The following is a 23,555-nucleotide window of genomic DNA, read 5'->3' on the forward strand; positions in this document are numbered from 1 at the left end:
TATTTTCACATCAATTTTATGTCTACAGCTCCTTCAATTCCTTATACAAACGCTGAACCGGCAAACCCATGACATTGTAAAAACTGCCTTCTATATTTTCAACAGCAACATAGCCAATCCATTCCTGGATACCATAAGCTCCAGCTTTGTCGAACGGACGATATTTATCAACATAATAAATAATTTCTTCGTCTGTCAACTCCGCGAAACGTACGGAAGATGTAACGGAGAATGTTTTCTTAAAAGATTTAGTTGTCAGACAAACTCCGGTTATTACCTGATGTTCATGACCGGAAAGGGAACGTATCATAGCTATTGCCTCGTCACGGTCGGCAGGTTTTCCAATCACCTGATTATTGTTCCACACAATTGTATCTGCAGTAATCAGCAAATCATTATCTTCCAACGAATCCAGATATGCAGATGCTTTCTGTTCGGCAAGATATGCCGGGATTTGTCGTGCCGGAAGACTTTCCGGATAAGATTCTTCAAGTCCCGGAATTACTTTTACCTGAAACTCCAAATCCAGTCCGCCCAACAATTCCTTCCTTCTTGGCGAATTTGATGCCAGTATAATATTATATTTATCTAAATTACGCAACATATTTCTTTTCTGTATTTATCCGCAGCCAGCAGCTTGCCTTTCCATCTCAATATATTTAGGAATGAAAAAGTTTTTTCTCCCTGATGAAAATTTATTTTCTCCCTAGTGAAAAAAGTTTTTCATAGGCATGAAAAAAGTTTTCCAAAGCAAAAAAATTACTTGGAAATGCAATTGCTTGACTACTAACATCATATTCAAAACACTATTTTATACAATCATTTCACCAGCCAAAAGCCTCGCCCTGCATCCATCGTCCCTGAGCTTTCAGAGTCTGTTCGATAACGTCGCGGGCAATTCCGTCGCCACCATTTTTATGGGATATATATTTTGCAATGCTTTTTATCTCAGGAGCTGCATCGGCAGGTGCAACAGGAAGACCGGCAAGTCGCATAACTTCATAATCAGGAATATCATCTCCGGCATACATCACCTCTTCAGGCTTTAGTCCTGTTTTATTCAGGAAATCCTGATAATCGTTTATTTTCACAGCGCTGCGCATATAAATATGCTGGACTCCCAAACGTTCGAACCGGATGCGGACTGAATCTGTGTAGCCTCCGGTTATGATTGCGACCTGATAACCCAGTTTCACTGCCAGCTGCATTGCATAACCGTCTTTTATGTTTACCGTGCGCATTGGGTCGCCATTCGGATGCAGACTGACAACGTCTCTCGAAAGAACTCCATCGACATCGAATACGAAGGCACGGATTTTAGTCAAATCATAATTTATTGTACTCATTTCGTTGATTCCTTATGTATGCTTTGGCTCAACAGACGATAAATTTCGTTCATCATCGGGTCCGAAAGCATATTCAGATGTTTGTTTATTACATTTTCGTCATATCTGACAGCAGGTCCGGTCTGCGCCTCACGCGGAGGAATCTGATGAACCTTGCTCACTGTTTCGTCAATCAATGGAAGAAGAACATCGAAAGGAATATCAGCATCTTCAAGAATATTTGCTGCCAATGCATAAATATGGTTTGTGAAATTGCATGCAAAAACTGCTGCCAGATGGATATTCCTTCTTTTCTCTGAAGAAAGGACTCTCACATCGGAAGATATGCTTAAACCTAGATTTTCCAGTATTGAAAGATTCTCTCCGTCGCAAGCTTCGATGAATATCGGGATTCTGCTGAAATCCACAATGCGCTGTTTGCTGAATGTCTGCAACGGATAGAAAACTCCATATCGTTTCGCGTAAGGCTTGAATACTTCCATCGGAACACTGCCTGCGGTGTGAACCCACAATCCGTCGTTTTCCGGCACTTGAGACAGTACTTCTTCCAGACATGAATCTTTCAGCGAGAATATATATAAATCTGAACCGGGAAGAATTTGGCTTGCGTTGGTAGTGAAGTCACAACCTAAATCCCCGGCAAGTTTCTTCGCATTATCTTCTGTGCGGCTATATACTTGGGCAAACTCCACTTTGCCGCACGATTTTAAAGCTGCGGACAAATTGGTTGCCAAATTGCCCGAGCCTACTATTGTCACTTTCATTCTTCTGATTTTGTTTCCGGAGCTTCCGGCATTGAATATTTTCCTAGATGTATCTTTTCCCACTGAAGTTTTGATTCATCGAAAGGCTTGTTGACCTGGTCTTTATATCCAAAACCAATGATGGATAGAACTTCGAGCTGATAAGGAATATCCAGAAGATTTCTTACATACTGAGCGGCATCAACGTCTTCGTCGTACTGACGGTTGCGAATCTGACACCAGCAGCTTCCCAATCCCAAATCTTCAGCCTGAAGCTGCATGAATATTGAAGCAATTGAAGTGTCTTCAATCCACACGTCGCTTTCCATTACATTTCCAAGAACAACAACTGCAAGCGCACATTTTTCCAGAAAAGCAGCACCGTGAGGCTTGCAGGCTGCAAGTTTCTGAAGCATTTCCTTATCTTCAACAACAACAAACTGCCAAGGATTTTTTCTTTTGGACGCCGGCGCCATCAAAGCGGCACGCAATATTTTTTCAACTTGTGTAGGATTCAACAACTGAGAAGTAAATTTACGTGTACTTCTTCTGTCCTTTATCAATGATGCAAAATCTTTCATATTTTCTTTCTAATTTTGTAGTCTGAATCACAAAAATAGAAAGAATTTGTGATATTCAGAAATTTGGCAAAATTCAGCAAAAACAAAGAAAAGTTTAATACTGAAATATAATTTTTTGTATTTTCTACGTTTATATGTAGAAATGGTCTGTTGATATGAATATATAATGAAGTCATATCAATATTTTAATCCTATAAATAAAAAAGTAACAAATGATAAAACGTCGTGCAATAACAGCACTTATATTTATTTTTATTGTATTCTATACTTTTGCGCAGAAAACAGTAAAAATCACCGGCTACGTGAGAGACGCAGATGGCAGTCCGCTGGAGCTGGTAAACGTAAGAATAAAGAACACTCTTAACGGAGCCATGACCAACGAAAAGGGCTTTTACTCCATCAACACCACACCGGGCGATTCCGTTTCGGTAATATATTCGTGTATCGGCTTCAACAAGGCAGAGAGAATTATCCCTTTGCTAAGCGGCGATATGCGCCTTAATGTGCAGATGAACTACACATCACTTGAGCTGGGCGAAGTTGCCGTCACTGCCATCCGCAAGCAGACAACAACTATGGAAACTATGAAGGCAGACAAAATAAAGCTCCTTCCCGACCCAGCCGGCGGAAGTATTGAAAGTTTGGTTGTGACCTTTGCCGGTGTTTCGTCAAACAACGAATTGAGTTCGCAGTATTCTGTGAGAGGCGGTAGTTATGACGAAAATATTGTTTATGTAAACGGTATCGAAGTGTTCCGCCCATTGCTGATTCGTTCCGGACAGCAGGAAGGACTAAGTTTTGTAAATCCTGACCTTACAGAGGCAGTAAATTTCTCAGCCGGAGGTTTCGAGGCAAAATATGGAGATAAGATGAGTTCTGTTCTCGACATCAAATACAAACAGCCAAAAGGTTTTGAAGGTTCAGCATCGGGAAGCCTTATGGGTGGCTCGGCATATGTGGGAAGCGGAAACAACAAATTCTCGCAAATTACGGGATTCAGATATAAAAGCGGTAGTTCGCTGCTGAGCACAATGGACACGGACGCGGAATATGACCCTCGATTCATGGACATACAGACTTATATGACATATAAGCCATCGAGCAAAATTGAGATGAATTTCCTTGGAAATATGTCACGTAACACATATCACTATGTGCCTCACAGCAGGGAAACATCTTTTGGTACGACAAATGACATCACAAACTTCACTGTATGGTTTCCTAACAGTAATGAAAAAGACAAGTTCCAGACGCTTTTCGGAGCATTATCTCTGAAATATAAGGTAAACGACAAATTAGATTTAGGTTTGCAGGCATCAGCATTCGACAGCCATGAAGAAGAAAGATATGATATTTCGGGAGAATATTGGCTGAGCGACGGAACGGAAAACACTGCAACCGGAGATGCCGGAGCATCAGCAATGTCTGTCGGCAGATATATGGAACATGCGAGAAACCAATTACACTCCAGTGTAATGAATATCGCACACACAGGAAACCTGCGTCTGAAAGGAAACACCATAAACTGGGGATTACTGGTTCAGAGAGAAAGAATCAACGACAGAATCAGTGAATGGGAAAAACGAGATTCATCGGGATATTCACTTCCACACACTGGCGACGGAGTGAATATGTATTCAAACTTATATTCAGACAATAAGCTGGAAAGTACCAGATTCTCGGCACACATACAGGATGCATTCAAGTTCAGAACAGAACAAGGTATGTTTACCATCGTTGGCGGAGTTCGAGGAAGTTACTGGAGTTTCAACAAAGAGTTTATTTTCAGCCCGAGAGCATCAGTTGGATTCATTCCTAATTTCGACCAGAATCTGACAATGCGCTTTGCAACAGGTATTTATTATCAGTCGCCTTTCTACAAAGAACTGCGTATGATAAAAGAGGACGAGAATGGCAACGACATAACTGTCCTTAACGACCAGCTTAAGTCGCAAAGGTCAATTCATTTCATATTAGGCGGAGATTATACGTTCAAACTTATGGACCGTAATTTCAAATTGACTACGGAATTATATTATAAGAAACTGGATGACCTTATTCCTTATACAGTAGATAATGTGAAGATAAGATACTACGGAGAGAACTGCGCGAAAGGTTATGCAGCAGGACTTGACATTAAATTCTTCGGTGAATTCGTCCCGGGAACAGACTCATGGATAAGTCTGTCGCTTATGAAAGCAGAGCAAACTATCAGGGGAACAACCAAAGCTCCACTGCCAAACAGTCCGGGTTATAACCTCAGTCTTTTCTTCCAGGATTATTTTCCGGGATACAAAAGAGTGAAGCTTAATCTTAAAGGGGTTTTGTCCGGAGGTTTGCCTGTTACTATTCCGAATCACGGATATGAAGACGGATATTTCCGCACACCGGCATATAAGCGCGTTGACATAGGTGTTTCATATCAGTTGGCCGGCGGCGAAAGCAGACTAATGGACCGCGGAGTGTTCCAATATCTGAAGAATATATGGATTGGACTTGATGTATTCAATATATTTGATATTAAGAACACAAATTCATATTATTGGATAGCAAAACCAGATGGAGCACAGTATGCCGTACCGAATTATCTGACCGGACGCCAGATTAATGCTAGGCTTATTGTGGATTTCTAATAAAATCGCCAATATTGTATTATGGACACGGAAAACATCATTTTATGGTTAGAAAACTTTAAAAAAGATGAACTTTCTTAAGAATTCGTTTCATTTTTTTCTTTTTAATCAAAAAAAGAAATGTACCTTTGCCCGTAAGAAAAAACATAAAAACATTATCAATCTTTAAATCATTATCAAAATGGAACTTACACATATTGAACATTTGGGTATTGCAGTAAAGAGCATCGAAGCATGCTTGCCTTACTACGAAGGTGTTTTAGGTTTGAAATGCTACAGCATTGAAGAAGTTGCTGATCAGAAAGTAAAAACTGCTTTCTTCAAAATCGGACAGACAAAAATCGAATTGTTGGAACCAACCAGTGAAGACAGTACTATCGCTAAATTCATCGAAAAGAAAGGTGAAGGCATCCATCACATCGCATTCGCTACTCCTGACGTTCAGACTTGCTTGAACGAAGCAGAAGAAAAAGGCATTAAGTTGATCGATAAAGCTCCACGTCGTGGTGCTGAAGGTTTGGACATCGCATTCTTGCATCCGAAATCAACTTGCAGCGTATTGACAGAACTTTGTATGCCGGGCAAATAATAAATGGGAAAATGAGAATTGAAAATTGAAACATATTCTTAAGTGGAATTATTTCGATTATCAATTCTCACTTTTCAATTTACTAAGTTCATTACTAACTTAAATAAATCATAAATACAAAAATGAGTAATCAGCTTGAAAAAGTAAAAGAGCTTATCGCTTTGCGTGAACAAGCACGTTTGGGCGGTGGAGAAAAGAGAATTGAATCTCAGCATAAAAAAGGTAAATATACAGCTCGCGAACGTATCAGCATGTTGCTTGATGAAGGCAGCTTCGAAGAAATTGATATGTTCGTAAAACACCGCTGTTCAAACTTCGGTATTGAAAAGACTAAATTCTTGGGTGATGGTATCGTAACAGGTTATGGTACAATCGACGGCCGTTTGGTTTACGTTTACGCTCAGGACTTCACAGTATTCGGTGGTGCATTGTCTGAAATGTTGGCTATGAAGATCTGTAAAGTTATGGATCAGGCTATGAAGATGGGTGCTCCAGTTATCGGTTTGAACGATTCAGGTGGTGCTCGTATCCAGGAAGGTGTAAACGCATTGGCTGGTTATGCTGAAATCTTCCAGCGCAATATCTTGGCTTCAGGTGTTATCCCTCAGATTTCAGGTATCTTTGGTCCTTGTGCCGGTGGTGCTGTTTATTCTCCAGCTTTGACAGACTTCAACATCATGACTCGTGGAACAAGTTATATGTTCTTGACTGGTCCGAAAGTTGTTAAGACTGTAACAGGTGAAGATGTAACTCAGGAACAGCTTGGTGGTGCTAGCGTTCACTCAACAAAATCAGGTGTTGCTCACTTCGCAGTTGACACAGAAGAAGATGGTTTGAAACTTATCCGTCAGTTGTTGAGCTATTTGCCACAGAACAACTTGGAAGAAACTCCAGTTATTGAATGTAAAGACCCAATCGATCGTTTGGATGACTACTTGAATGAAATCATTCCTGACAATCCAAACCAGGCTTACGATATGTATGAAGTTATCGGTACTATCGTTGATAACAACGAATTCCTTGAAGTTCATGCAGACTATGCAAAGAACATCATCGTTGGTTTCGCTCGTTTCAACGGTCAGGCAGTTGGTATCGTAGCTAACCAGCCAAAAGTTATGGCAGGTTGTTTGGATAGCAACGCTTCTCGTAAGGCAGGTCGTTTCGTTCGTTTCTGCGACGCATTCAACATTCCTTTGGTAACATTGGTTGACGTACCAGGATTCTTGCCAGGTACAGGTCAGGAATACAATGGTGTTATCCTTCACGGTGCTAAACTTCTTTATGCTTACGGTGAAGCTACTGTTCCTAAAGTAACTGTAACATTGCGTAAATCTTATGGTGGTGCTTACTGTGTGATGAGTTCTAAACACTTGCGTGGTGATATGAACTATGCATGGCCAACTGCAGAAATCGCAGTTATGGGTCCGAGCGGTGCCGTAGAAGTTATCTTTGCTAAGGAAGTTGCTGCTGCAGAAGATCCAAAAGCTTGTGCTGCAGAAAAAGAAGCAGAATACAAGAAAGCATTTGCTAATCCTTACAATGCAGCTCAGTATGGTTACATTGATGATGTTATCGAACCTCGTAACACTCGTTTCCGCATCATCCGTGCATTGCAGCAGTTGCAGACTAAGAAGTTAAGCAACCCTGCTAAGAAACATGATAACTTGCCATTGTAATTCTCTAAAAAAAGGAAAACTTATGATGAATAAAAAATTCGGAATGTTGTTGCTGCTTCTGACACTGTTTACATTCGGTGCTCATGCTCAGCTGACATCTTCCGTTAGAATAAACGAAGTATTGGTTGTCAACGAAGATAACTTCGTAGACGACTATGGCAAGCGTCATCCATGGATTGAATTATACAACAATTCAGCAGGAACTGTCGACTTGCGTGGTTGTTATCTGACAGACGATAAGAACAATCCAAGAAAATACATGATCCCGAAGGGTGACGTATTGACTAAGATTCCACCTTATCAGCACACTTTATTCTGGGCAGACAATCAGCCTACACGTGGAACTTTCCACATTAATTTCACTTTGGATCCAAACAAAGACAACTATATCGCTTTGTATGATGCAGACGGTACAACTTTGATCGACGAAGTTGTTGTTCCTGCAGGTCAGAAAGCTGATATCAGCTATGGTCTTGACATGGACGGAAAAGGAAAATGGACAACTCTGACAAAAGTTACACCAAGTACTAACAACGTAACTTTGGACAGTAACGCAAAAGTTGAGAATTTCCAGCGTAATGACTCTTGGGGTATTGGTATGACAATCACAGCTATGGCAGTTGTGTTCATTGGTTTGATTGTTCTATACTTGGTATTCAAACAGATTGGAAATGCTGCTATCAAAGCAAGCCAGCGTAATGCACAGAAAGCTGCTGCAGCTGCAGGTACTAAAGTTTCTGCTGATGCAGGCCGCGAATCAGGCGAAATCTTCGCTGCAATTTCAATGGCTTTGTATGAAATGAGCGATGACAATCATGATATTGAAAACACTGTATTGACAATTCACAAAGTACAGCGCAGATATTCTCCATGGAGTTCTAAGATTTATACTTTGCGACAGACTCCTAACAAAAAGTAATTATTCCTTTTAAACTGAAATTAAAGAATGAAAAGTTTTAAATATACCATCAACGGTAACGAATATAAAGTGCATATCAACTCAATTGTTGATGATATTGCTGAAGTTGAAGTAAACGGTACTCCTTACAGCGTTAAAATGGAAAAGCCGGCTAAAAAGCAAATGGTAACATTGAAGCGTCCGGCTCAGGCTCCAACAACTCCGGCTGGCGAACCAGTAGTTGCTCGTCCAGTTAGCTCTGGCGCTGCAGGTGCTGTTAAGTCTCCACTTCCAGGTGTTATCCTTAGCATCGACTGCAAAGTTGGTGATGTAGTTAAGAGAGGTCAGAAGATTTTGGTATTGGAAGCTATGAAAATGGAAAACAATATCAACGCAGACCGCGACGGTAAGATTGTAGAAATTAAAGTAAACAAAGGCGATTCTGTACTTGAAGGTGCTGATCTCGTCGTAATCGGTTAATAAGAGTATGTTTTCATCAATATTATTACAAGCGGCAGGTGCATCTGAAAGCTTTGCTCAGTTCTTGGCTGAAAACATACAGGTGTTCTTGTCTTATACAGGTTTTGCGAACGCAACTCCGGGCCACTTTATAATGTTGCTCGTAGGTTTGCTGTTCATCTTCCTGGCAATTAAATATGAGTTCGAACCGATGTTGTTGATTCCTATCGGATTCGGTATCCTGATTGGTAACATTCCTTTCAAAGATGCAGGTCTTCAGTTAGGTATCTACGAAGAAGGTTCAGTGTTGAATATCCTTTATCAAGGTGTGAAACAAGGATGGTATCCGCCGTTGATCTTCCTTGGTATCGGTGCGATGACCGACTTCTCGGCTTTGATTTCAAACCCGAAACTTATGCTAGTCGGTGCAGCTGCACAGTTCGGTATCTTTGGTGCTTATATCATCGCTTTGCAGATGGGCTTCGACCCAAGCCAGGCTGGTGCTATCGGTATCATTGGTGGTGCTGACGGTCCAACAGCTATCTTCTTGTCATCAAAACTTGCTCCTAACTTGATGGGTGCTATTGCGGTATCAGCTTATTCATATATGGCATTGGTGCCAATCATCCAGCCTCCATTCATGCGTTTGTTGACTACTAAGAAAGAACGTTTGATCCGTATGAAACCGCCGAGAGCCGTTTCACAGACTGAAAAGATCATGTTCCCGATCGTAGGTTTGTTGTTGACTGCTTTCTTGGTTCCTTCTGGTCTTCCATTGTTGGGTATGTTGTTCTTCGGTAACTTGTGTAAAGAAAGTGGTGTTACTCGCCGTTTGGCAGAAACAGCTCGTGGTCCGCTGATCGACGTTATCACTATGCTTCTTGGTGTTACTGTAGGTGCTTCAACTCAGGCAACTCAGTTCTTGACATTGAACTCAATCAAAATCTTCGGTTTGGGTGCATTGTCATTCGTAATCGCAACTTGTGCAGGTGTATTGTTCGTTAAATTCTTCAACTTGTTCTTGAAAGAAGGTAACAAGATCAATCCGCTTATCGGTAACTCTGGTGTATCAGCCGTTCCTGATGCTGCTCGTATCTCACAGAACGTAGGTTTGGAATACGATCCTAGCAACTATTTGTTGATGCACGCTATGGGTCCGAACGTAGCAGGTGTAATCGGTTCTGCAGTAGCAGCCGGTATCTTGTTAGGTTTCTTGGGATAATAGATTGAATATATTACTATAATGAAACGAGGTAGTTCCTAATTGGAATTATCTCGTTTTTGTTTTATGAAATATATATACCATAAATCGAGAACAAAAACGTACACTATAATTTGCCACTCCACTCTCCTTTTCATATCTTTGCAACGATAAAAACAAAGGTGTAATATTCAGCCGTTCGGCTAATATTAGTAAAAGGGAATTCGGTGTGAATCCGAAGCTGTACCCGTAGCTGTAAGTCTATTAATCCACAGGCGTACTCTTTATGCCACTGGCTATTTGCCGGGAAGGTGCCTGCATTATGGAAGACAAGCCAGAAAACCTGCCTTTGTTGGTTGTGCCGGCAATTCTCGGGTAAGAGCTGCTGCTAACTCTTTAATTCTATTTATGCTAAGAAAAAGATGTTTTTGTCTGCAAGGACTCATTAGTCTTTTGCTGCTCGTCTGCACACATACAAATGCACAGATTGATACAACTAAGACGCAGGATTTGTCGGAAGTTGAAATCACGGCAAAGTCACGACCTTCAACAACCCGCTCATCTGCACCTATTCAGCTTTTGGACAAGAAAAGTATTGAAATGCTGGGCATGCAGGATTTGTCCGAAGCTATAAAAAGATTCTCCGGAATTACTGTCCAGGATTATGGAGGTGTTGGCGGACTCAAAACTGTCTCAGTAAGAAGTCTTGGTGCAAAACATACAGCCGTAAGTTATGATGGAATAACTATTACGGATGCACAGAGCGGACAAGTAGATATCAGTCGTTTCTCGTTGGATAATGTAGGAATGATTTCTCTATCCATCGGGCAAACTGACGATATATTCCAGACAGCCAGAATGTATGCATCTGCCGGAGCTTTAAGCATACAAACCTCTGCTCCGGAGTTTACCGACAAATCATTCAATCTGAAAGGGAAAATCAAAGGCGGTTCTTTCGGTCTGATAAATCCTTCTGTAAATTATGAGCAGAAATTAGGTTCTAAATGGTCTGCTTCAGTATATGGAAACTGGACGAAAAGCAACGGTGAATATCCTTTTACTCTGGTGAACGGAAATCAGATTACAGAAGAAACACGACGAAACAGCGACATCACAAGTCTGCGCCTCGAAGCAAATATATACGGAAACCTTGGAAATGCCGGAGACTTGAAGGCAAAAGTATATTACTATGATTCCGAACGTGGTTTGCCGGGAAGTGTTATATTATACAACAACACGGCAAATGAACGTCTTTGGGACAATAACTTCTTCACTCAAGTGAACTATACAAAAGCATTTTCCGATATGTGGAAAATACGTGCTGATTTGAAATACAATTATTCTTTCAGCAAATATCTTGATGTGAATGACAAATATGCAGATGGATTCCAGAAGGACCTGAACACTCAGAACGAATATTATGCTTCGCTCGGTGCTTTGTTCTGTCCTCTTTCTGGATTGTCTTTCTCTCTGAATTCGGATATTGCAAGAGCTATGCTCGACAATAATTACATGAATTCTCCAATGCCGAAAAGGTGGACTTCGCTGACTGCTCTTGCCGCGCAATACAAGAACTCAAGAATTACAGCAACAGCAAGCGTCCTCGGCACATACATTACTGATGAAGTTGAATATGGCGACAAACCTGCCGACAGAAAAAGACTCTCTCCTGCCCTTAGCCTTTCGTGGCGACCATTCGAAGAGCAGAATCTGAGAGTGAGAGCTTCATTCAAAGATGCTTTCCGTGTTCCTACTTTCACAGACCTTTATTATCTGCGAATGGGAAACACAAATCTGGTTCCGGAAAAAGCTACGCAATACAACATCGGATTGACATGGAGTGAGCGCCTTGCATTCTTCAGTCTGATAAATATATCGGCAGATGCTTATTACAACAAAGTGAAGGACAAAATCGTTGCTTTGCCTACATTATATATATGGAAAATGATGAATTTCGGCGAAGTAGATATTAAAGGTGTTGATATAAATTTCAACTCTGAAATTCCGCTGTATGATAAGATTATTCTTTCTCTGTCGTCTGCTTACAGCTATCAATACGCTGTTGACGTAACTGATAAATCAGCCAAAAACTATAAACATCAGATTCCTTATACACCGCGGCACTCTGGTTCAGTTTCGGCTATGATTGAGAATCCCTAGGTAAATATCAGTTACAGTCTGATTGCTACCGGAGACAGATATGCATTGCCTCAGAATATTGAAAGCAATCTGATTAAATCATATATGGAACATACAATCTCCGCAAACCGCAGTTTCACAATAAAGAATAAAGTAAAATTACGCCTGCAAGGAGAAATAGTGAATCTTACAAACAAAACTTATGAGGTGATTCAATATTATCCTATGCCGGGAAGATCGTGGAGATTGAGTCTAGGAATTGAGTATTAATGAAGTTGACAAGGAGAGAATGCCTGATAATCTGGTCAACTCGTTCCCTTGTCAACTCGTTCCATCAAGCTATATATTTATAAATCTAAATATCAATAAAATGAAAAAGAAAAACTATTTTGCACTTTGTGCTCTTTTGATGGCTTCAACCTTGGTTGGTTGCAGCAAAGATGATGCAGAAAACAATCCACAGCCGGAGCAGCCGGGACAAACTGTCCTCAACGGATATTATGTTCTGAACAGCGGAAAAATGGGAAGTAACAATTCAACAATAACTTTCTATAATACCGAAAGTAAAGAAACAACAAGCGATATTTTTGAAACTGCCAATGGTAGAAAACTTGGTGATACAGCAAATGATATGATTATCTATGGCTCAAAGATTTATCTGGCTGTATATGGTTCACAGACTATTGAAGTGACAGACTTGAACGGCAAATCACTCAAACAGATAAAAAGCAATACAGATAAACCATTGCAGCCAAGAGCTTTCACTTCATACGGCGGCAAAGTTTATGTTTCTTTGTTTGACGGCTATGTTGCAAGTATCGACACAACATCACTGGAAATAGACAACACAGTTGCTGTTGGCAGAAATCCGGAACAATTAACTGTAGCAAACGGAAAATTGTATGTTGCAAACTCTGGTGGTCTTGACTATAATACTGAAGTTGGCTACGACAAAACTGTTTCTGTCGTAAATCTTGAATCATTCACAGAAACAAAGAAAATTGAAGCCGTTCTTAACCCATGTAATGTTCAGCGTGATTCACAGGAAGATGTATATCTTGTTTCTATGGGTAATTATGCTGATGTTCCAAACACATTGCAGAAAATAAATACTTCGACAGACGAAATATCAACTGTTTCTGTTGCAAATGCTACTGAAATGGCTTCACTTGGTGATAAAATATTCATGATGTATTCTCAGTATGATGAAAACTGGAATCAGACAATTACTTATTATATGTATGACGCGATAAATGAAAATATAATAACTGATTCTGCGCTGAAAGAAACTATTGCTAAGCCTTATAAGATTGCAGCAGACAAAGCTTCTAACATGCTATTTGTCACTGAATCAGACTATACAAATAACGGAGACGTATATTGTTTCGACGGAGACGGAAATCTTAAAGTTAAGTTCGAAGCTGGTCTGAATCCTATAAAGGTTATTGCTTCAAGCGTACAATAATCGAGAAATATAGAATTATTAACTTCGCCACAACTGTGGTTTAATTAGGTCACAGCCGTGGCGAAATTAAATCACAACTGTGGCGAGATTAAATCACAGCTGTGACTAAAATAGTTTATACTGAACAACAGGGCAAATAAAAATATAAGCAATAAACTTCAATTTTGCAACCGGAAAAATATAAGATAATGATGAAATTGATATATACTCTGATAGCTGCATGCATGCTTCTGATTTCATGTCAGAATACAAAAAACAAACCGGAAGAAACTCCAATCGGAACAGAAACCATACGCTATGCCCAAGGTTTTTCAATTCGTCATTACAAAGATTACTCAACTGTTGAAGTGCGCAATCCGTGGGACACAACGAAACTTCTGCAAAGATATGTCCTAATTGACAGAAACTCCGAAGAGCCGGAAAACCTTCCTAAAGGAACTGTAGTAAGAACTCCAGTTAAGAATATTGTTGCCTACACTTCTGTTCACGTTGCAATAATCGACCAGCTTGGTGAAAGCGACAAAATAATCGGTGTTTGCGAACCGAGATATATGGACACTCCGGTAATACAAAACGGATTGAAAGAGGGAAAAATCACCGACCTTGGTGAAGCAACTTCGCCAAATGTTGAGAAAATGATAGAGATTAATGCCGAACTTGTCATTGCATCTCCTTTCCAGAACAGCAGTTATGGACCAGTTGAGAAAATAGGCATTCCTATTATTGAAGGTGCTGACTATATGGAAAATCTGCCTTTGGGAAGAACTGAATGGATAAAGTTTTACGGACTGCTTTTAGGCAAAGAAAGCAAAGCAGACTCTATTTTCCGTGAAACTGAGCAAAGATATTTGAAACTTAAAGAGCTGACGGCAAATATAAAAGACAAACCTACTGTTTTCACTGAAAAGAAATTCGGCGCATCATGGTACATGCCGGCAAAGAGCAGCTATATCGCACATCTTCTGGAAGATGCCGGTGCAGAATATATTTTCCGCGACCTAGAAGGCGCCGGAAGCATTCCGCTAACTTTCGAGCAAGTGTTCGAGAAAGCTATTCATGCCAATATATGGCTGATAAAATACAATCTTGCTAAAGACATGACTTATCGTGAACTGGAATCAGAATACAGTCCATACAGAAATTTCGATGCTTTCAAGAACAGAAAGATTTTCGGTTGCAACACCGGAATTGTTCCTTATTATGAAGAATTTCCTCTCCATCCGGACTATTTGCTGGAAGATTTCATCAAGATTTTCCATCCGGAAATAATCGGAGACAGAGAGTTCAGATATTATAAACCTATGGAATAAGTTCAATCAAATCAAATTCGCCCCAATACCAATGCGTATATCCGGCAATCAGATTCTTATAACGATAAACCGGAGTCGGGCACAAGGTGTTGCGGGCTGAATATTGGTTGACAACCGATTCGAGATTTTCCTCTTTCACTGATGAATAATGGAATTCGTGACCTCTGATTTCACGGTCCTTATAAATGAATTTTCTGTATCCGAGATGAAGTTTCATTGATTCCATTGTTGCAACATTATCCAGCACTCCAACAACCGGATATTGCTTGCCGTCCATTCCTATTATACTCTTGCACAAATACATCATGCCGCCACATTCGGCAAAAGCTTTGCCTCCGTTCTCAATATAATCAGCAATTGAGCAAAGCATCGTCTTGTTTGAAGATAATTCTTCGAGATAAAACTCCGGATAACCGCCCGGAAGATAAAGGAAATCAATATTGTCCGGCAATTTGCAGTCAGCGATAGGACTGAAATATATTATCTCTCCTTTTTCAGATAATTTCCTTATATTTTCACGATATGTGAAATTAAAGGCATTGTCGCGAGCCACTGCTATACGCAATTTATTATCTGCAGCTTCTGAATCGGCAGAATATTCATGGCGGTGCACAGTTGCAGCAGTCAGCTCAAAAAGCTTATCCATATCCACATGACGCTCTATTTCCTCTGCAACTCTGTTAATCAGTTTCTCCTGTTCTGCAAGATGCTCAAGGCTAAGTCCCAAATGTCGTGAAGGAATTTCCATTCCGGACAATTTGGGCAAATATCCGAGACATTCCACACCTGCGTCATCACAAGCATCTTTCAGAAAAGAGAAATGAGATTCTGAAGAAACCTGATTGAATATCACTCCGGCAATATTTACCGATTTATCAAAATTCTTAAAGCCGAAAATCAACGGAGCAACAGAATAAGCCGTTGATTTGGCATTGACAAGAAGAATAACCGACAAATCCAAATGTTTTGCAATATCAGCACTGCTTCCTTCAGATTTGCGCGAACCGTCAAACAAACCCATAACTCCTTCCACAACGCAAGCATCTGCATCATTTCCATATCGGGTAAACAAATCGCACACATGCGCTGGCGAAGCCATCCAAGTATCAAGATTGACGGACTGAGTGCCCGCAGCCAACGTATGATACTGAGTGTCTATATAATCCGGACCGCATTTGAACGGCTGAACCTTCAGATTTCTGTTTCTCAGAGCACGAAGCATTCCCATTGTGAATGTTGTTTTTCCGCTACCGGAAGAAGCGGCTGCTATAAGGAAATGGATTTTAGACATGGAGTTTCAAGTTTGTTAGTTATCGAATTTTTAAGTTTGTGAATTGTATTCTTGTTATTTCGATGCTTTCCCGCAATCAATACAAATCCAAGACAAAGCTTTGCATTGTCAGCAAATCAATTGTCCATAATTTGCCGGACAAATTCTCACCGCATCCTGTAATGAGTTTTATGGCTTCAGACGCTTCAACGCAGCCAACTATTCCGGGAAGAACGCCCATAACGCCCAATGAAGGACGAGGCATCGACATTATTTCTTCCTCATCGGGAAACAAATCTCTGTATTTCCTTCCATCAGGAAGATTGAACACCGAAACTTGCCCGTCGAATTCACGAATAGCGCCATAAATATATGGAACAGACAAGCGCGAAGTTATATCGCCTATCAAATATCTGGTTGCAAAATTGTCGGTTCCGTCAATGACAATATCATAGGCAGATATTATGTTTTCGGCATTCGTTTCGTCCAGTCGGAACGGATAGGCAGTTATCTCTATTGATGAATTCAATGCTTGAAGTCTGCGCTTTGCGCATTCAACTTTAGGAAGTCCAACTTCAGACTCAGTATATAAAACCTGACGCTGAAGATTCGACTCGCTTACAACATCATCGTCCATCAATCCCAAATGTCCAACACCGGCAGCTGCAAGATAAAGGGCAATGGGCGAACCAAGTCCGCCCACGCCCACAAGCAATATCTTTGCCTCGGACAATCTCCGCTGTCCGTCCTCTCCTATTTCATCCAGGAGCAGATGACGCGAATATCGTTCACGAAAATCTTTATCCATGAGCCTGCAATGTTGGTTCATCAAAAGCCTGGTCCCAGTCTTTCCAAACCGGCTCAATTCCCAATCCCTTCAAAGCGGCAGTAACTTCGCGGGCAGTTCTCTCGTCACTGACATGGAACTGTTCCAAAGTCTGAGGATAAGAATAATAACCACCTGGTTCAGTCTTACTTTCAGCGCTCATAGTTGTTACACCAAGGCGAGCCATATTGTCGCGGAACTCAGCACTCTCACGTGTAGAATATGAGATATCAACATCATGGTCAAATATTCGTGTAGCGAAAGTAAGCTGAGCCAATTCTTTGTCAGACATAACAACATTCGGCTGGAAACCACCGTTTTCCGACGGACGCATACGAGGGAAGTTGAAGCTGTATTTAGTTTTCCAGTAATGCTTCTGCAAATAGCGGAGATGATATGCCATCATAGTCACATCTGTGCGCCATTCCTTTTCCAGACCAATCAACACTCCCATTCCGATGCTGTGAACTCCGGCCTGTCCCATTCTGTCGAACCCGTTCACTCGCCAGTCGAATTTGGATTTCATTCCACGCGGATGATAAATATTATAGTTTGCCTTGTGATATGTTTCCTGGAAGCAAATCACACCATTCATCCCGTGATGAGTCAGCTCCTTATATTCTTCGGCAGACAAAGGCATAACCTCAATCTTAAGGTTTGAGAAATATGGCTTTGCCAAGTCCAGTGCACGGGCAATATACGGCACTCCGGCTTTAGCCGGATTCTCGCCTGTTACAAGAAGCAGGTTCTCAAACGGAGCCAGTTTCTTTATTGCCTTATATTCATTTACGATTTCCTCCTCAGTAAGGATAGTTCTCTTCATCGGATTGCTGACGTGGAAACCACAATAAACGCATGAATTGGTACAAGAGTTTGTGATATACAACGGAACGAACATCGACATTGTATTTCCGAATCTTTCTCTTGTATATTTATAACTTAATTGTGCCATTGTTTCCAGATACGGCTCAGCCGCAGGTGAAATCAATGCCATAAAATCATTGACATCAAGATGCTCTTTTGCCAAGGCACGACGAACATCGGCTTCGGTTTTAGAGTAAATAAGGGATGTTGTTTCATCCCAATCTATTTTTTCTAATTCTTCCGAAAACATATTTGGATAGTTTTATAAATTCTTTAAATCACGGCTCAACTTCATTGCGCAGAAATTCGGACCGCACATTGTGCAATATTCACTGTCTTCGTGACGGCCTTCCTTGTAATATTCCAAAGCTCTGTCTGGGTCGAGACTTAGATGGAACTGGTCGCGCCAGCGGAATTCATAACGAGCCTTTGACAATGCATTGTCGCGAATCATCGCACCCGGATGACCTTTGGCAAGATCGGCAGCGTGTGCGGCAATCTTGTATGTGATAACTCCTGTGCGCACATCTTCCTTGTTAGGCAAGCCAAGATGTTCTTTCGGAGTAACATAGCAAAGCATTGCAGTTCCCAACCAGCCAATCTGAGCAGCACCGATGGCAGACGTAATATGGTCGTAACCCGGAGCAATATCCGTTACCAACGGACCGAGTGTGTAGAACGGAGCATCGTGGCACGACTTAATCTGGCGTTCCATATTCTCACGAATCTTATGCATAGGAACGTGTCCCGGACCTTCGATAAATGCCTGGACATTCTTTGCCCAAGCTCGCTGCACCAATTCTCCCAATGTGTCAAGTTCAGCAAATTGAGCTTCGTCGTTGGCATCATAGATTGAACCCGGACGCAATCCATCGCCCAATGACACAGCCACATCATATTGTGCAAGAATATCACAGATTTCATCAAAATGCTCATAAAGGAAGCTTTCACGATTATGCATAATGCACCATTTGCTCATAATACTTCCACCACGGCTCACGATACCGCAGAGACGTTTGTCGGCAAGATGAACATTCTGATATCTTATACCTGCATGAATAGTGAAATAATCGACACCTTGCTCGCACTGCTCGATAAGAGTATCTTTATATATTTCCCATGTCAAGTCCTCAACTTTTCCATTTACTTTTTCCAAAGCCTGATAGATTGGAACAGTTCCGACTGGAACAGGACAGTTTCGGATAATCCATTCGCGGGTTTCGTGGATGTTTGCGCCAGTTGAAAGGTCCATCAATGTGTCGCCGCCCCATTTGCAGCTCCACACAGCTTTGTCCACTTCCTCATCGATTGATGAAGTTGTTGCTGAATTACCGATGTTAGTATTAATCTTGACAAGGAAATTACGTCCGATAATCATCGGTTCGCTTTCCGGATGGTTGATATTTGCAGGAAGAACAGCACGACCTGCAGCAATCTCGTCGCGCACAAATTCCGGAGTGATATATGACTCAATGCCAAGTTCTGCACAGTTCATATTCTCACGAATGGCAACATATTCCATTTCCGGAGTGACGATTCCCTGCTTCGCATAATACATCTGAGTGATGCATTTTCCTTCTTTAGCTCTATAAGGCAAGGCAATATGCTCGAAACGAAGATGGTCAAGAGATTTGTCATCACGGCGCATCTTTCCATATTCTGATGTAATGGAAGGAAGCTGCTCCACATCTCCACGGGAAACAATCCATTCCTCACGCATACGAGGCAGACCTTTCTTCAAGTCAATCTCGATAGAAGGATCGCTGAACGGACCGCTGGTATCATAGATATATACCGGGGCATTTGGCGTCATAACCTTCTTTCCGTCCTCAACCGTTACAGTCGGAGCAAGATTAACCTTCTGCATTCCAACTTTGATGTATGGGAACATTTTCCCTGACATATATGTTTTCTCGGCATGAGCATAAGCTCTGTTGTCTTTTTTATCCATATAATTTTAGTTTCTGTGTTTTTTAAGTTTTTGAGTTTTACTCAAGATTAGCGAGCTCAACTCATACTTATCTTCTTTTTATCCCAAAAATGAAGTCAAAGGAGATGATGCAGAAGCCTGGAAGTTATTTGCCACTCCACCTAATCCGGCTTCGTAAGCCTGACGTCCTGCTTCAACCGCAGCCTTGAATGCTTTAGCCATTTCAACAGGATTTCCGGCAACGGCAACAGCAGTGTTAACCAACACAGCAGAAGCACCAAGTTCCATAGCTTCAGCAGCATGACTTGGAGCACCGATTCCAGCATCAACAACTACTGGAATACCAGCCTGTTCGATAATTATGCGAAGGAAATCACGAGTCTGCAAACCTTTGTTTGTTCCAATCGGAGCACCAAGAGGCATAACAGTTGCAGCACCAGCTTCCTCAAGCTGCTTGCACAATACTGGGTCTGCCTGGCAATATGGAAGAACAACGAAACCAAGTTTCACCAACTGTTCTGTTGCTTTAAGAGTTTCCACAGTATCAGGCAACAAATAACGAGGATCCGGATGGATTTCAAGTTTCAACCAGTTTGTTCCAAAAGCCTCACGCGCCATCTGGGCAGCAAATACGGCTTCTTCGGCATTACGAACGCCTGAAGTGTTAGGCAACAACTGTATATGGCTGTGTGTGATATGTTTCAGCAAGTCATCTTCCTTGTCGTCCAAATCTACTCTCTTCATTGCAACTGTCACCATTTCTGAACCAGAAGCAAGAATAGCTTCTTCCATCAATTTATTTGAGTTGAATTTTCCTGTACCCAAAAACAAACGGGAATTAAATTCTTTTCCCGCAATAACCAACTTTTCCATATGATTATGATATTATATATATTTATTATCTGACTTATGCTTCTCAAAGACTTTATCCGCCACATGCAGCCTTAATCACAACAAGAGAATCATTCTCTTTTATGACAAACTGCGCCCATTCAGTACGCGGAACCAAACGATTGTTTACGGCAACAGCAATTCCTTTTTCCGGCCATTGCAACTGCTCTGACAATTGAGCCAAAGTTGAAGTTTCAGGACACTCCAATGATTTGTTATTCACCTTTATATTCATAAAACTGTATTTTGATATGAAATAAATAAAAACGATGCTTTAACTCACACAAAATGTGGATTAAACTCTAGCATCCTAAAATACAATGGAAATACAAAGGAATGTATATAAGCGGAATATTATGAAGAGAAATATCAACAATCCCTACGGCAGCACTAACTGCGTCAGGTTCGAAGGGTATAATCTCAGCCTCCGTTCAGGCACCCCTTTGTTTTCAATAGCAAAATAAGACATTTTTTTTCGAATTACATAAATATAGGATAATTATTTTCCATTAAATATCTTCCTATGTTTTGCATTAATCTCTATTCAAAACATAATGATACTTCCCTTTAATTTTGGAAATTCAAATTTTTTAAATATATTGCAGACTAATTATAAATTAACTTTCAAAAGTGCGGCTTTCAATCAAAGAATCGGCAAGTTTACCTAACGTCACAAAACAATAAAAGAATACACATCATGAAAGAAGAAAAAGAAGAAAAAGTCGGCGGTCTGCCGGAAAATGCTTACAGGGAACTAAAAGAAGGAGAAAAATATGTTCCTGTTATGTCTCCGGACAAGAATTATCGCGAAGTTACTCCATGGTCCGTATGTTGGGGTTTGGTTATGGCAATAGTTTTCAGTGCGGCTGCCGCATACCTCGGACTGCGTGTGGGCCAGGTATTTGAAGCAGCAATTCCAATTGCAATTATAGCAGTCGGATTGTCAGGAGGATTCAAAAGGAAAAATGCTTTGGCTGAAAACGTAATAATACAGTCAATCGGTGCCAGCAGCGGAGTGATTGTTGCAGGTGCCATCTTCACATTGCCTGCATTATACATTCTGCAAGACAAGTATCCGGAAATAACAGTAAACTTTTTTGAAGTGTTTATGAGTTCTCTTCTGGGAGGTATTCTGGGTATATTATTGCTTATTCCGTTCAGAAAATATTTTGTTTCGGATATGCACGGCAAATATCCATTCCCTGAAGCAACGGCAACTACTCAAGTGCTTATTTCCGGCGAAAAAGGAGGAAACCAGGCGAAGCCATTGATTTTTGCCGGTCTTATCGGAGGTATATACGACTTTATAATCGCATCATTCGGCTGGTGGAGCGAAAATATAAGTACACGCATCATTGGCGCAGGCGAAATGCTTGCCGAAAAAGCAAAGATTGTATTTAAAGTGAACACAGGCGCAGCTGTTCTCGGTTTAGGATATATTATCGGACTTAAATATTCAGTTATAATATGCGCCGGTTCATTTTTAGTATGGCTGGTTATAATTCCTGCAATGTCTGCAATATTTAACGGAGATGTTCTTACATTCGGCAATGCAGCCATAACTGCAACTGTTGGCCAAATGAGCGCAGAAGAAATCTTCACTAATTATGCCCGCCACATCGGTATCGGCGGTATTGCTACAGCCGGTGTAATTGGTATCATCAAATCATGGGGAATAATCAAAGGAGCTGCAGGCTTGGTTTCACGTGAATTGAAAGGCAAATCTGATGTTGCAGATAATACTTGTGTACGAACACAAAAGGATATTTCAATGAAAATCATTGCTTTTGGAGTTATTGCTACATTAGTTATCACATATTTATTCTTCCATTTCGGAGTTCTTGACAATTGGTTCTATGCCGTTGTAGGACTTTTGTTGGTTGCTGTCATAGCATTTCTGTTTACTACAGTGGCTGCAAATGCAATTGCAATTGTTGGAACAAACCCTGTTTCCGGAATGACTTTGATGACGCTGATACTTGCTTCCATAATTCTGGTTGCAACAGGATTGAAAGGCACAGCCGGCATGGTTTCAGCTCTTATTATCGGAGGTGTTGTTTGTACTGCATTGTCAATGGCGGGAGGATTCATTACAGACCTTAAAATCGGATATTGGCTGGGAACAACTCCGGCAAAGCAGGAAACCTGGAAATTCTTGGGAACATTGGTTTCTGCGGCAACAGTTGGCGGCGTTATTCTGGTTCTAAACAAGACATATGGATTTACTAGCGGACAGCTCGCTGCACCTCAGGCAAATGCAATGGCAGCAGTTATTGAACCGTTAATGAACGGAACTGGCGCGCCATGGGCTTTATATGCAATCGGAGCAGTTCTGGCTGTTATATTAAATTTCTGCGGAATCCCGGCTCTTGCATTTGCTCTTGGCATGTTTATTCCAATTGAACTCAACACTCCTTTGCTTATAGGTGGAGCCATAAGCTGGTATGTCGGCAGCAGAAGTAAAGATGAAGCATTGAATGCAGCAAGGCTGCAGAAAGGAACTCTCCTTTCATCAGGATTCATCGCCGGAGGAGCATTGATGGGTGTTATCAGCGCAATCTTAAGATTTGCGGATATAAATTTATATTGCACAGAATGGGCTTCGGGCGCAATGGCAGAATGGCTTGCAGTTGTTATGTACGTATTGCTAATGGTTTATTTGACTAAGAGTTCATTAAGCGCAAATAAATAGCAAGCCAAACAGGCCTTTGCCTGATAAGATAATCAGGCAAAG

19 protein-coding genes, 1 pseudogene and 2 riboswitches are annotated in these 23,555 nt (G+C 41.0%); of the genes and pseudogenes, 10 read left to right on the top strand and 10 right to left on the bottom strand.

Annotation, left to right across the window (positions count from 1 at the left end; all coding sequences use genetic code 11):
- Nucleotides 1-22 precede the first annotated feature (22 nt).
- The 4 genes from ACYIAR_RS02685 to ACYIAR_RS02700 all read right to left on the bottom strand — a co-directional run bounded on the left by ACYIAR_RS02685 (nucleotide 23) and on the right by ACYIAR_RS02700 (nucleotide 2,670).
- A complete protein-coding gene (locus ACYIAR_RS02685; RefSeq protein ID WP_480331975.1) occupies nucleotides 23-604 on the bottom strand; it encodes a Maf-like protein in 582 nt (193 codons plus the stop codon).
- Between the two features lie 220 nt (nucleotides 605-824).
- Nucleotides 825-1,346, bottom strand: a complete 522-nt coding sequence (locus tag ACYIAR_RS02690) for a KdsC family phosphatase (RefSeq protein ID WP_480331977.1) — start codon at nucleotides 1,344-1,346, stop codon at nucleotides 825-827.
- Nucleotides 1,343-2,110 carry a Rossmann-like and DUF2520 domain-containing protein gene (locus tag ACYIAR_RS02695; RefSeq protein WP_480331979.1) on the bottom strand — a complete coding sequence of 256 codons (768 nt, stop codon included), beginning with the start codon at nucleotides 2,108-2,110 and terminating at the stop codon, nucleotides 1,343-1,345. Before ACYIAR_RS02695 ends, ACYIAR_RS02690 begins: the two co-directional genes overlap by 4 nt.
- Complete coding sequence (locus ACYIAR_RS02700; RefSeq protein WP_480331981.1) at nucleotides 2,107-2,670, bottom strand: nitroreductase family protein; 564 nt, start codon at nucleotides 2,668-2,670, stop codon at nucleotides 2,107-2,109. Before ACYIAR_RS02700 ends, ACYIAR_RS02695 begins: the two co-directional genes overlap by 4 nt.
- A 215-nt stretch (nucleotides 2,671-2,885) precedes the next feature.
- Between ACYIAR_RS02700 and ACYIAR_RS02705 the strand changes: the two genes are divergently transcribed.
- The 9 genes and pseudogenes from ACYIAR_RS02705 to ACYIAR_RS02745 all read left to right on the top strand — a co-directional run bounded on the left by ACYIAR_RS02705 (nucleotide 2,886) and on the right by ACYIAR_RS02745 (nucleotide 15,040).
- Entirely contained in the window at nucleotides 2,886-5,303 is a 2,418-nt protein-coding gene (locus tag ACYIAR_RS02705) for a TonB-dependent receptor (protein WP_480333534.1), read from the top strand.
- A 181-nt stretch (nucleotides 5,304-5,484) separates the two neighbouring features.
- A complete protein-coding gene (gene mce, locus ACYIAR_RS02710; protein ID WP_480331983.1) occupies nucleotides 5,485-5,892 on the top strand; it encodes a methylmalonyl-CoA epimerase in 408 nt (135 codons plus the stop codon).
- A 122-nt stretch (nucleotides 5,893-6,014) separates the two neighbouring features.
- Nucleotides 6,015-7,568, top strand: coding sequence for an acyl-CoA carboxylase subunit beta (locus ACYIAR_RS02715; RefSeq protein WP_480331985.1), 1,554 nt, complete (start codon nucleotides 6,015-6,017; stop codon nucleotides 7,566-7,568).
- Nucleotides 7,569-7,590: 22 nt separating this feature from the next.
- Nucleotides 7,591-8,487 (top strand): OadG family transporter subunit, encoded by an 897-nt coding sequence (locus ACYIAR_RS02720; protein WP_480331987.1) that lies wholly within the window; start codon nucleotides 7,591-7,593, stop codon nucleotides 8,485-8,487.
- A 27-nt stretch (nucleotides 8,488-8,514) separates the two neighbouring features.
- Nucleotides 8,515-8,946 (top strand): biotin/lipoyl-containing protein, encoded by a 432-nt coding sequence (locus tag ACYIAR_RS02725; protein WP_480331989.1) that lies wholly within the window; start codon nucleotides 8,515-8,517, stop codon nucleotides 8,944-8,946.
- A 7-nt stretch (nucleotides 8,947-8,953) separates the two neighbouring features.
- Nucleotides 8,954-10,147, top strand: coding sequence for a sodium ion-translocating decarboxylase subunit beta (locus tag ACYIAR_RS02730; RefSeq protein WP_480331991.1), 1,194 nt, complete (start codon nucleotides 8,954-8,956; stop codon nucleotides 10,145-10,147).
- A 142-nt stretch (nucleotides 10,148-10,289) separates the two neighbouring features.
- Nucleotides 10,290-10,491: riboswitch (cobalamin riboswitch) on the top strand.
- Between the two features lie 43 nt (nucleotides 10,492-10,534).
- A pseudogene (locus tag ACYIAR_RS02735) lies at nucleotides 10,535-12,535 on the top strand (TonB-dependent receptor plug domain-containing protein).
- 100 nt (nucleotides 12,536-12,635) lie between these two features.
- The gene (locus ACYIAR_RS02740; RefSeq protein ID WP_480331992.1) at nucleotides 12,636-13,730 is read left to right on the top strand and encodes a YncE family protein; all 1,095 of its coding nucleotides are present in this window, start codon (nucleotides 12,636-12,638) and stop codon (nucleotides 13,728-13,730) included.
- Between the two features lie 191 nt (nucleotides 13,731-13,921).
- A complete protein-coding gene (locus ACYIAR_RS02745; protein ID WP_480333536.1) occupies nucleotides 13,922-15,040 on the top strand; it encodes an ABC transporter substrate-binding protein in 1,119 nt (372 codons plus the stop codon).
- Here the strand turns inward: ACYIAR_RS02745 and ACYIAR_RS02750 are convergent.
- The 6 genes from ACYIAR_RS02750 to thiS all read right to left on the bottom strand — a co-directional run bounded on the left by ACYIAR_RS02750 (nucleotide 15,030) and on the right by thiS (nucleotide 21,056).
- On the bottom strand, nucleotides 15,030-16,331 hold the full coding sequence (locus ACYIAR_RS02750) for a cobyrinic acid a,c-diamide synthase CobB (protein WP_480331994.1): 1,302 nt from the start codon (nucleotides 16,329-16,331) through the stop codon (nucleotides 15,030-15,032). The two genes, ACYIAR_RS02745 and ACYIAR_RS02750, sit on opposite strands and share 11 nt — an antisense overlap.
- Before the next feature lie 76 nt (nucleotides 16,332-16,407).
- Nucleotides 16,408-17,118: a HesA/MoeB/ThiF family protein gene (locus ACYIAR_RS02755; protein ID WP_480331996.1), complete on the bottom strand. Its 711-nt coding sequence runs from the start codon at nucleotides 17,116-17,118 to the stop codon at nucleotides 16,408-16,410.
- Complete coding sequence (thiH, locus tag ACYIAR_RS02760; protein ID WP_480331998.1) at nucleotides 17,111-18,250, bottom strand: 2-iminoacetate synthase ThiH; 1,140 nt, start codon at nucleotides 18,248-18,250, stop codon at nucleotides 17,111-17,113. Before thiH ends, ACYIAR_RS02755 begins: the two co-directional genes overlap by 8 nt.
- Before the next feature lie 12 nt (nucleotides 18,251-18,262).
- Nucleotides 18,263-19,951, bottom strand: coding sequence for a phosphomethylpyrimidine synthase ThiC (thiC, locus tag ACYIAR_RS02765; RefSeq protein ID WP_480332000.1), 1,689 nt, complete (start codon nucleotides 19,949-19,951; stop codon nucleotides 18,263-18,265).
- Nucleotides 19,952-20,029: 78 nt separating this feature from the next.
- Nucleotides 20,030-20,803 (bottom strand): thiazole synthase, encoded by a 774-nt coding sequence (locus ACYIAR_RS02770; RefSeq protein ID WP_480332002.1) that lies wholly within the window; start codon nucleotides 20,801-20,803, stop codon nucleotides 20,030-20,032.
- 52 nt (nucleotides 20,804-20,855) lie between these two features.
- Nucleotides 20,856-21,056 carry a sulfur carrier protein ThiS gene (thiS, locus tag ACYIAR_RS02775; protein ID WP_480332004.1) on the bottom strand — a complete coding sequence of 67 codons (201 nt, stop codon included), beginning with the start codon at nucleotides 21,054-21,056 and terminating at the stop codon, nucleotides 20,856-20,858.
- A 124-nt stretch (nucleotides 21,057-21,180) separates the two neighbouring features.
- Nucleotides 21,181-21,274, bottom strand: a riboswitch (TPP riboswitch).
- Nucleotides 21,275-21,518: 244 nt separating this feature from the next.
- Here thiS and ACYIAR_RS02780 point away from each other — a divergent pair.
- Entirely contained in the window at nucleotides 21,519-23,513 is a 1,995-nt protein-coding gene (locus tag ACYIAR_RS02780; RefSeq protein WP_480332006.1) for an OPT family oligopeptide transporter, read from the top strand.
- The last annotated feature ends 42 nt before the right edge of the window (nucleotides 23,514-23,555 follow it).

Source organism: Parabacteroides sp. KHUB-01, assembly GCF_056640935.1.

Bases quoted from the DNA above. Each gene is read 5' to 3' on its own strand.
- thiS (WP_480332004.1), bottom strand. From the start codon at position 21,056: ATGAATATAAAGGTGAATAACAAATCATTGGAGTGTCCTGAAACTTCA.
- ACYIAR_RS02770 (WP_480332002.1), bottom strand. From the start codon at position 20,803: ATGGAAAAGTTGGTTATTGCGGGAAAAGAATTTAATTCCCGTTTGTTT.
- ACYIAR_RS02685 (WP_480331975.1), bottom strand. From the start codon at position 604: ATGTTGCGTAATTTAGATAAATATAATATTATACTGGCATCAAATTCG.
- ACYIAR_RS02780 (WP_480332006.1), top strand. From the start codon at position 21,519: ATGAAAGAAGAAAAAGAAGAAAAAGTCGGCGGTCTGCCGGAAAATGCT.
- ACYIAR_RS02740 (WP_480331992.1), top strand. From the start codon at position 12,636: ATGAAAAAGAAAAACTATTTTGCACTTTGTGCTCTTTTGATGGCTTCA.
- ACYIAR_RS02690 (WP_480331977.1), bottom strand. From the start codon at position 1,346: ATGAGTACAATAAATTATGATTTGACTAAAATCCGTGCCTTCGTATTC.
- ACYIAR_RS02725 (WP_480331989.1), top strand. From the start codon at position 8,515: ATGAAAAGTTTTAAATATACCATCAACGGTAACGAATATAAAGTGCAT.
- ACYIAR_RS02750 (WP_480331994.1), bottom strand. From the start codon at position 16,331: ATGTCTAAAATCCATTTCCTTATAGCAGCCGCTTCTTCCGGTAGCGGA.
- ACYIAR_RS02755 (WP_480331996.1), bottom strand. From the start codon at position 17,118: ATGGATAAAGATTTTCGTGAACGATATTCGCGTCATCTGCTCCTGGAT.
- ACYIAR_RS02745 (WP_480333536.1), top strand. From the start codon at position 13,922: ATGAAATTGATATATACTCTGATAGCTGCATGCATGCTTCTGATTTCA.
- ACYIAR_RS02700 (WP_480331981.1), bottom strand. From the start codon at position 2,670: ATGAAAGATTTTGCATCATTGATAAAGGACAGAAGAAGTACACGTAAA.
- thiC (WP_480332000.1), bottom strand. From the start codon at position 19,951: ATGGATAAAAAAGACAACAGAGCTTATGCTCATGCCGAGAAAACATAT.
- mce (WP_480331983.1), top strand. From the start codon at position 5,485: ATGGAACTTACACATATTGAACATTTGGGTATTGCAGTAAAGAGCATC.
- ACYIAR_RS02695 (WP_480331979.1), bottom strand. From the start codon at position 2,110: ATGAAAGTGACAATAGTAGGCTCGGGCAATTTGGCAACCAATTTGTCC.
- ACYIAR_RS02720 (WP_480331987.1), top strand. From the start codon at position 7,591: ATGATGAATAAAAAATTCGGAATGTTGTTGCTGCTTCTGACACTGTTT.
- thiH (WP_480331998.1), bottom strand. From the start codon at position 18,250: ATGTTTTCGGAAGAATTAGAAAAAATAGATTGGGATGAAACAACATCC.
- ACYIAR_RS02715 (WP_480331985.1), top strand. From the start codon at position 6,015: ATGAGTAATCAGCTTGAAAAAGTAAAAGAGCTTATCGCTTTGCGTGAA.
- ACYIAR_RS02730 (WP_480331991.1), top strand. From the start codon at position 8,954: ATGTTTTCATCAATATTATTACAAGCGGCAGGTGCATCTGAAAGCTTT.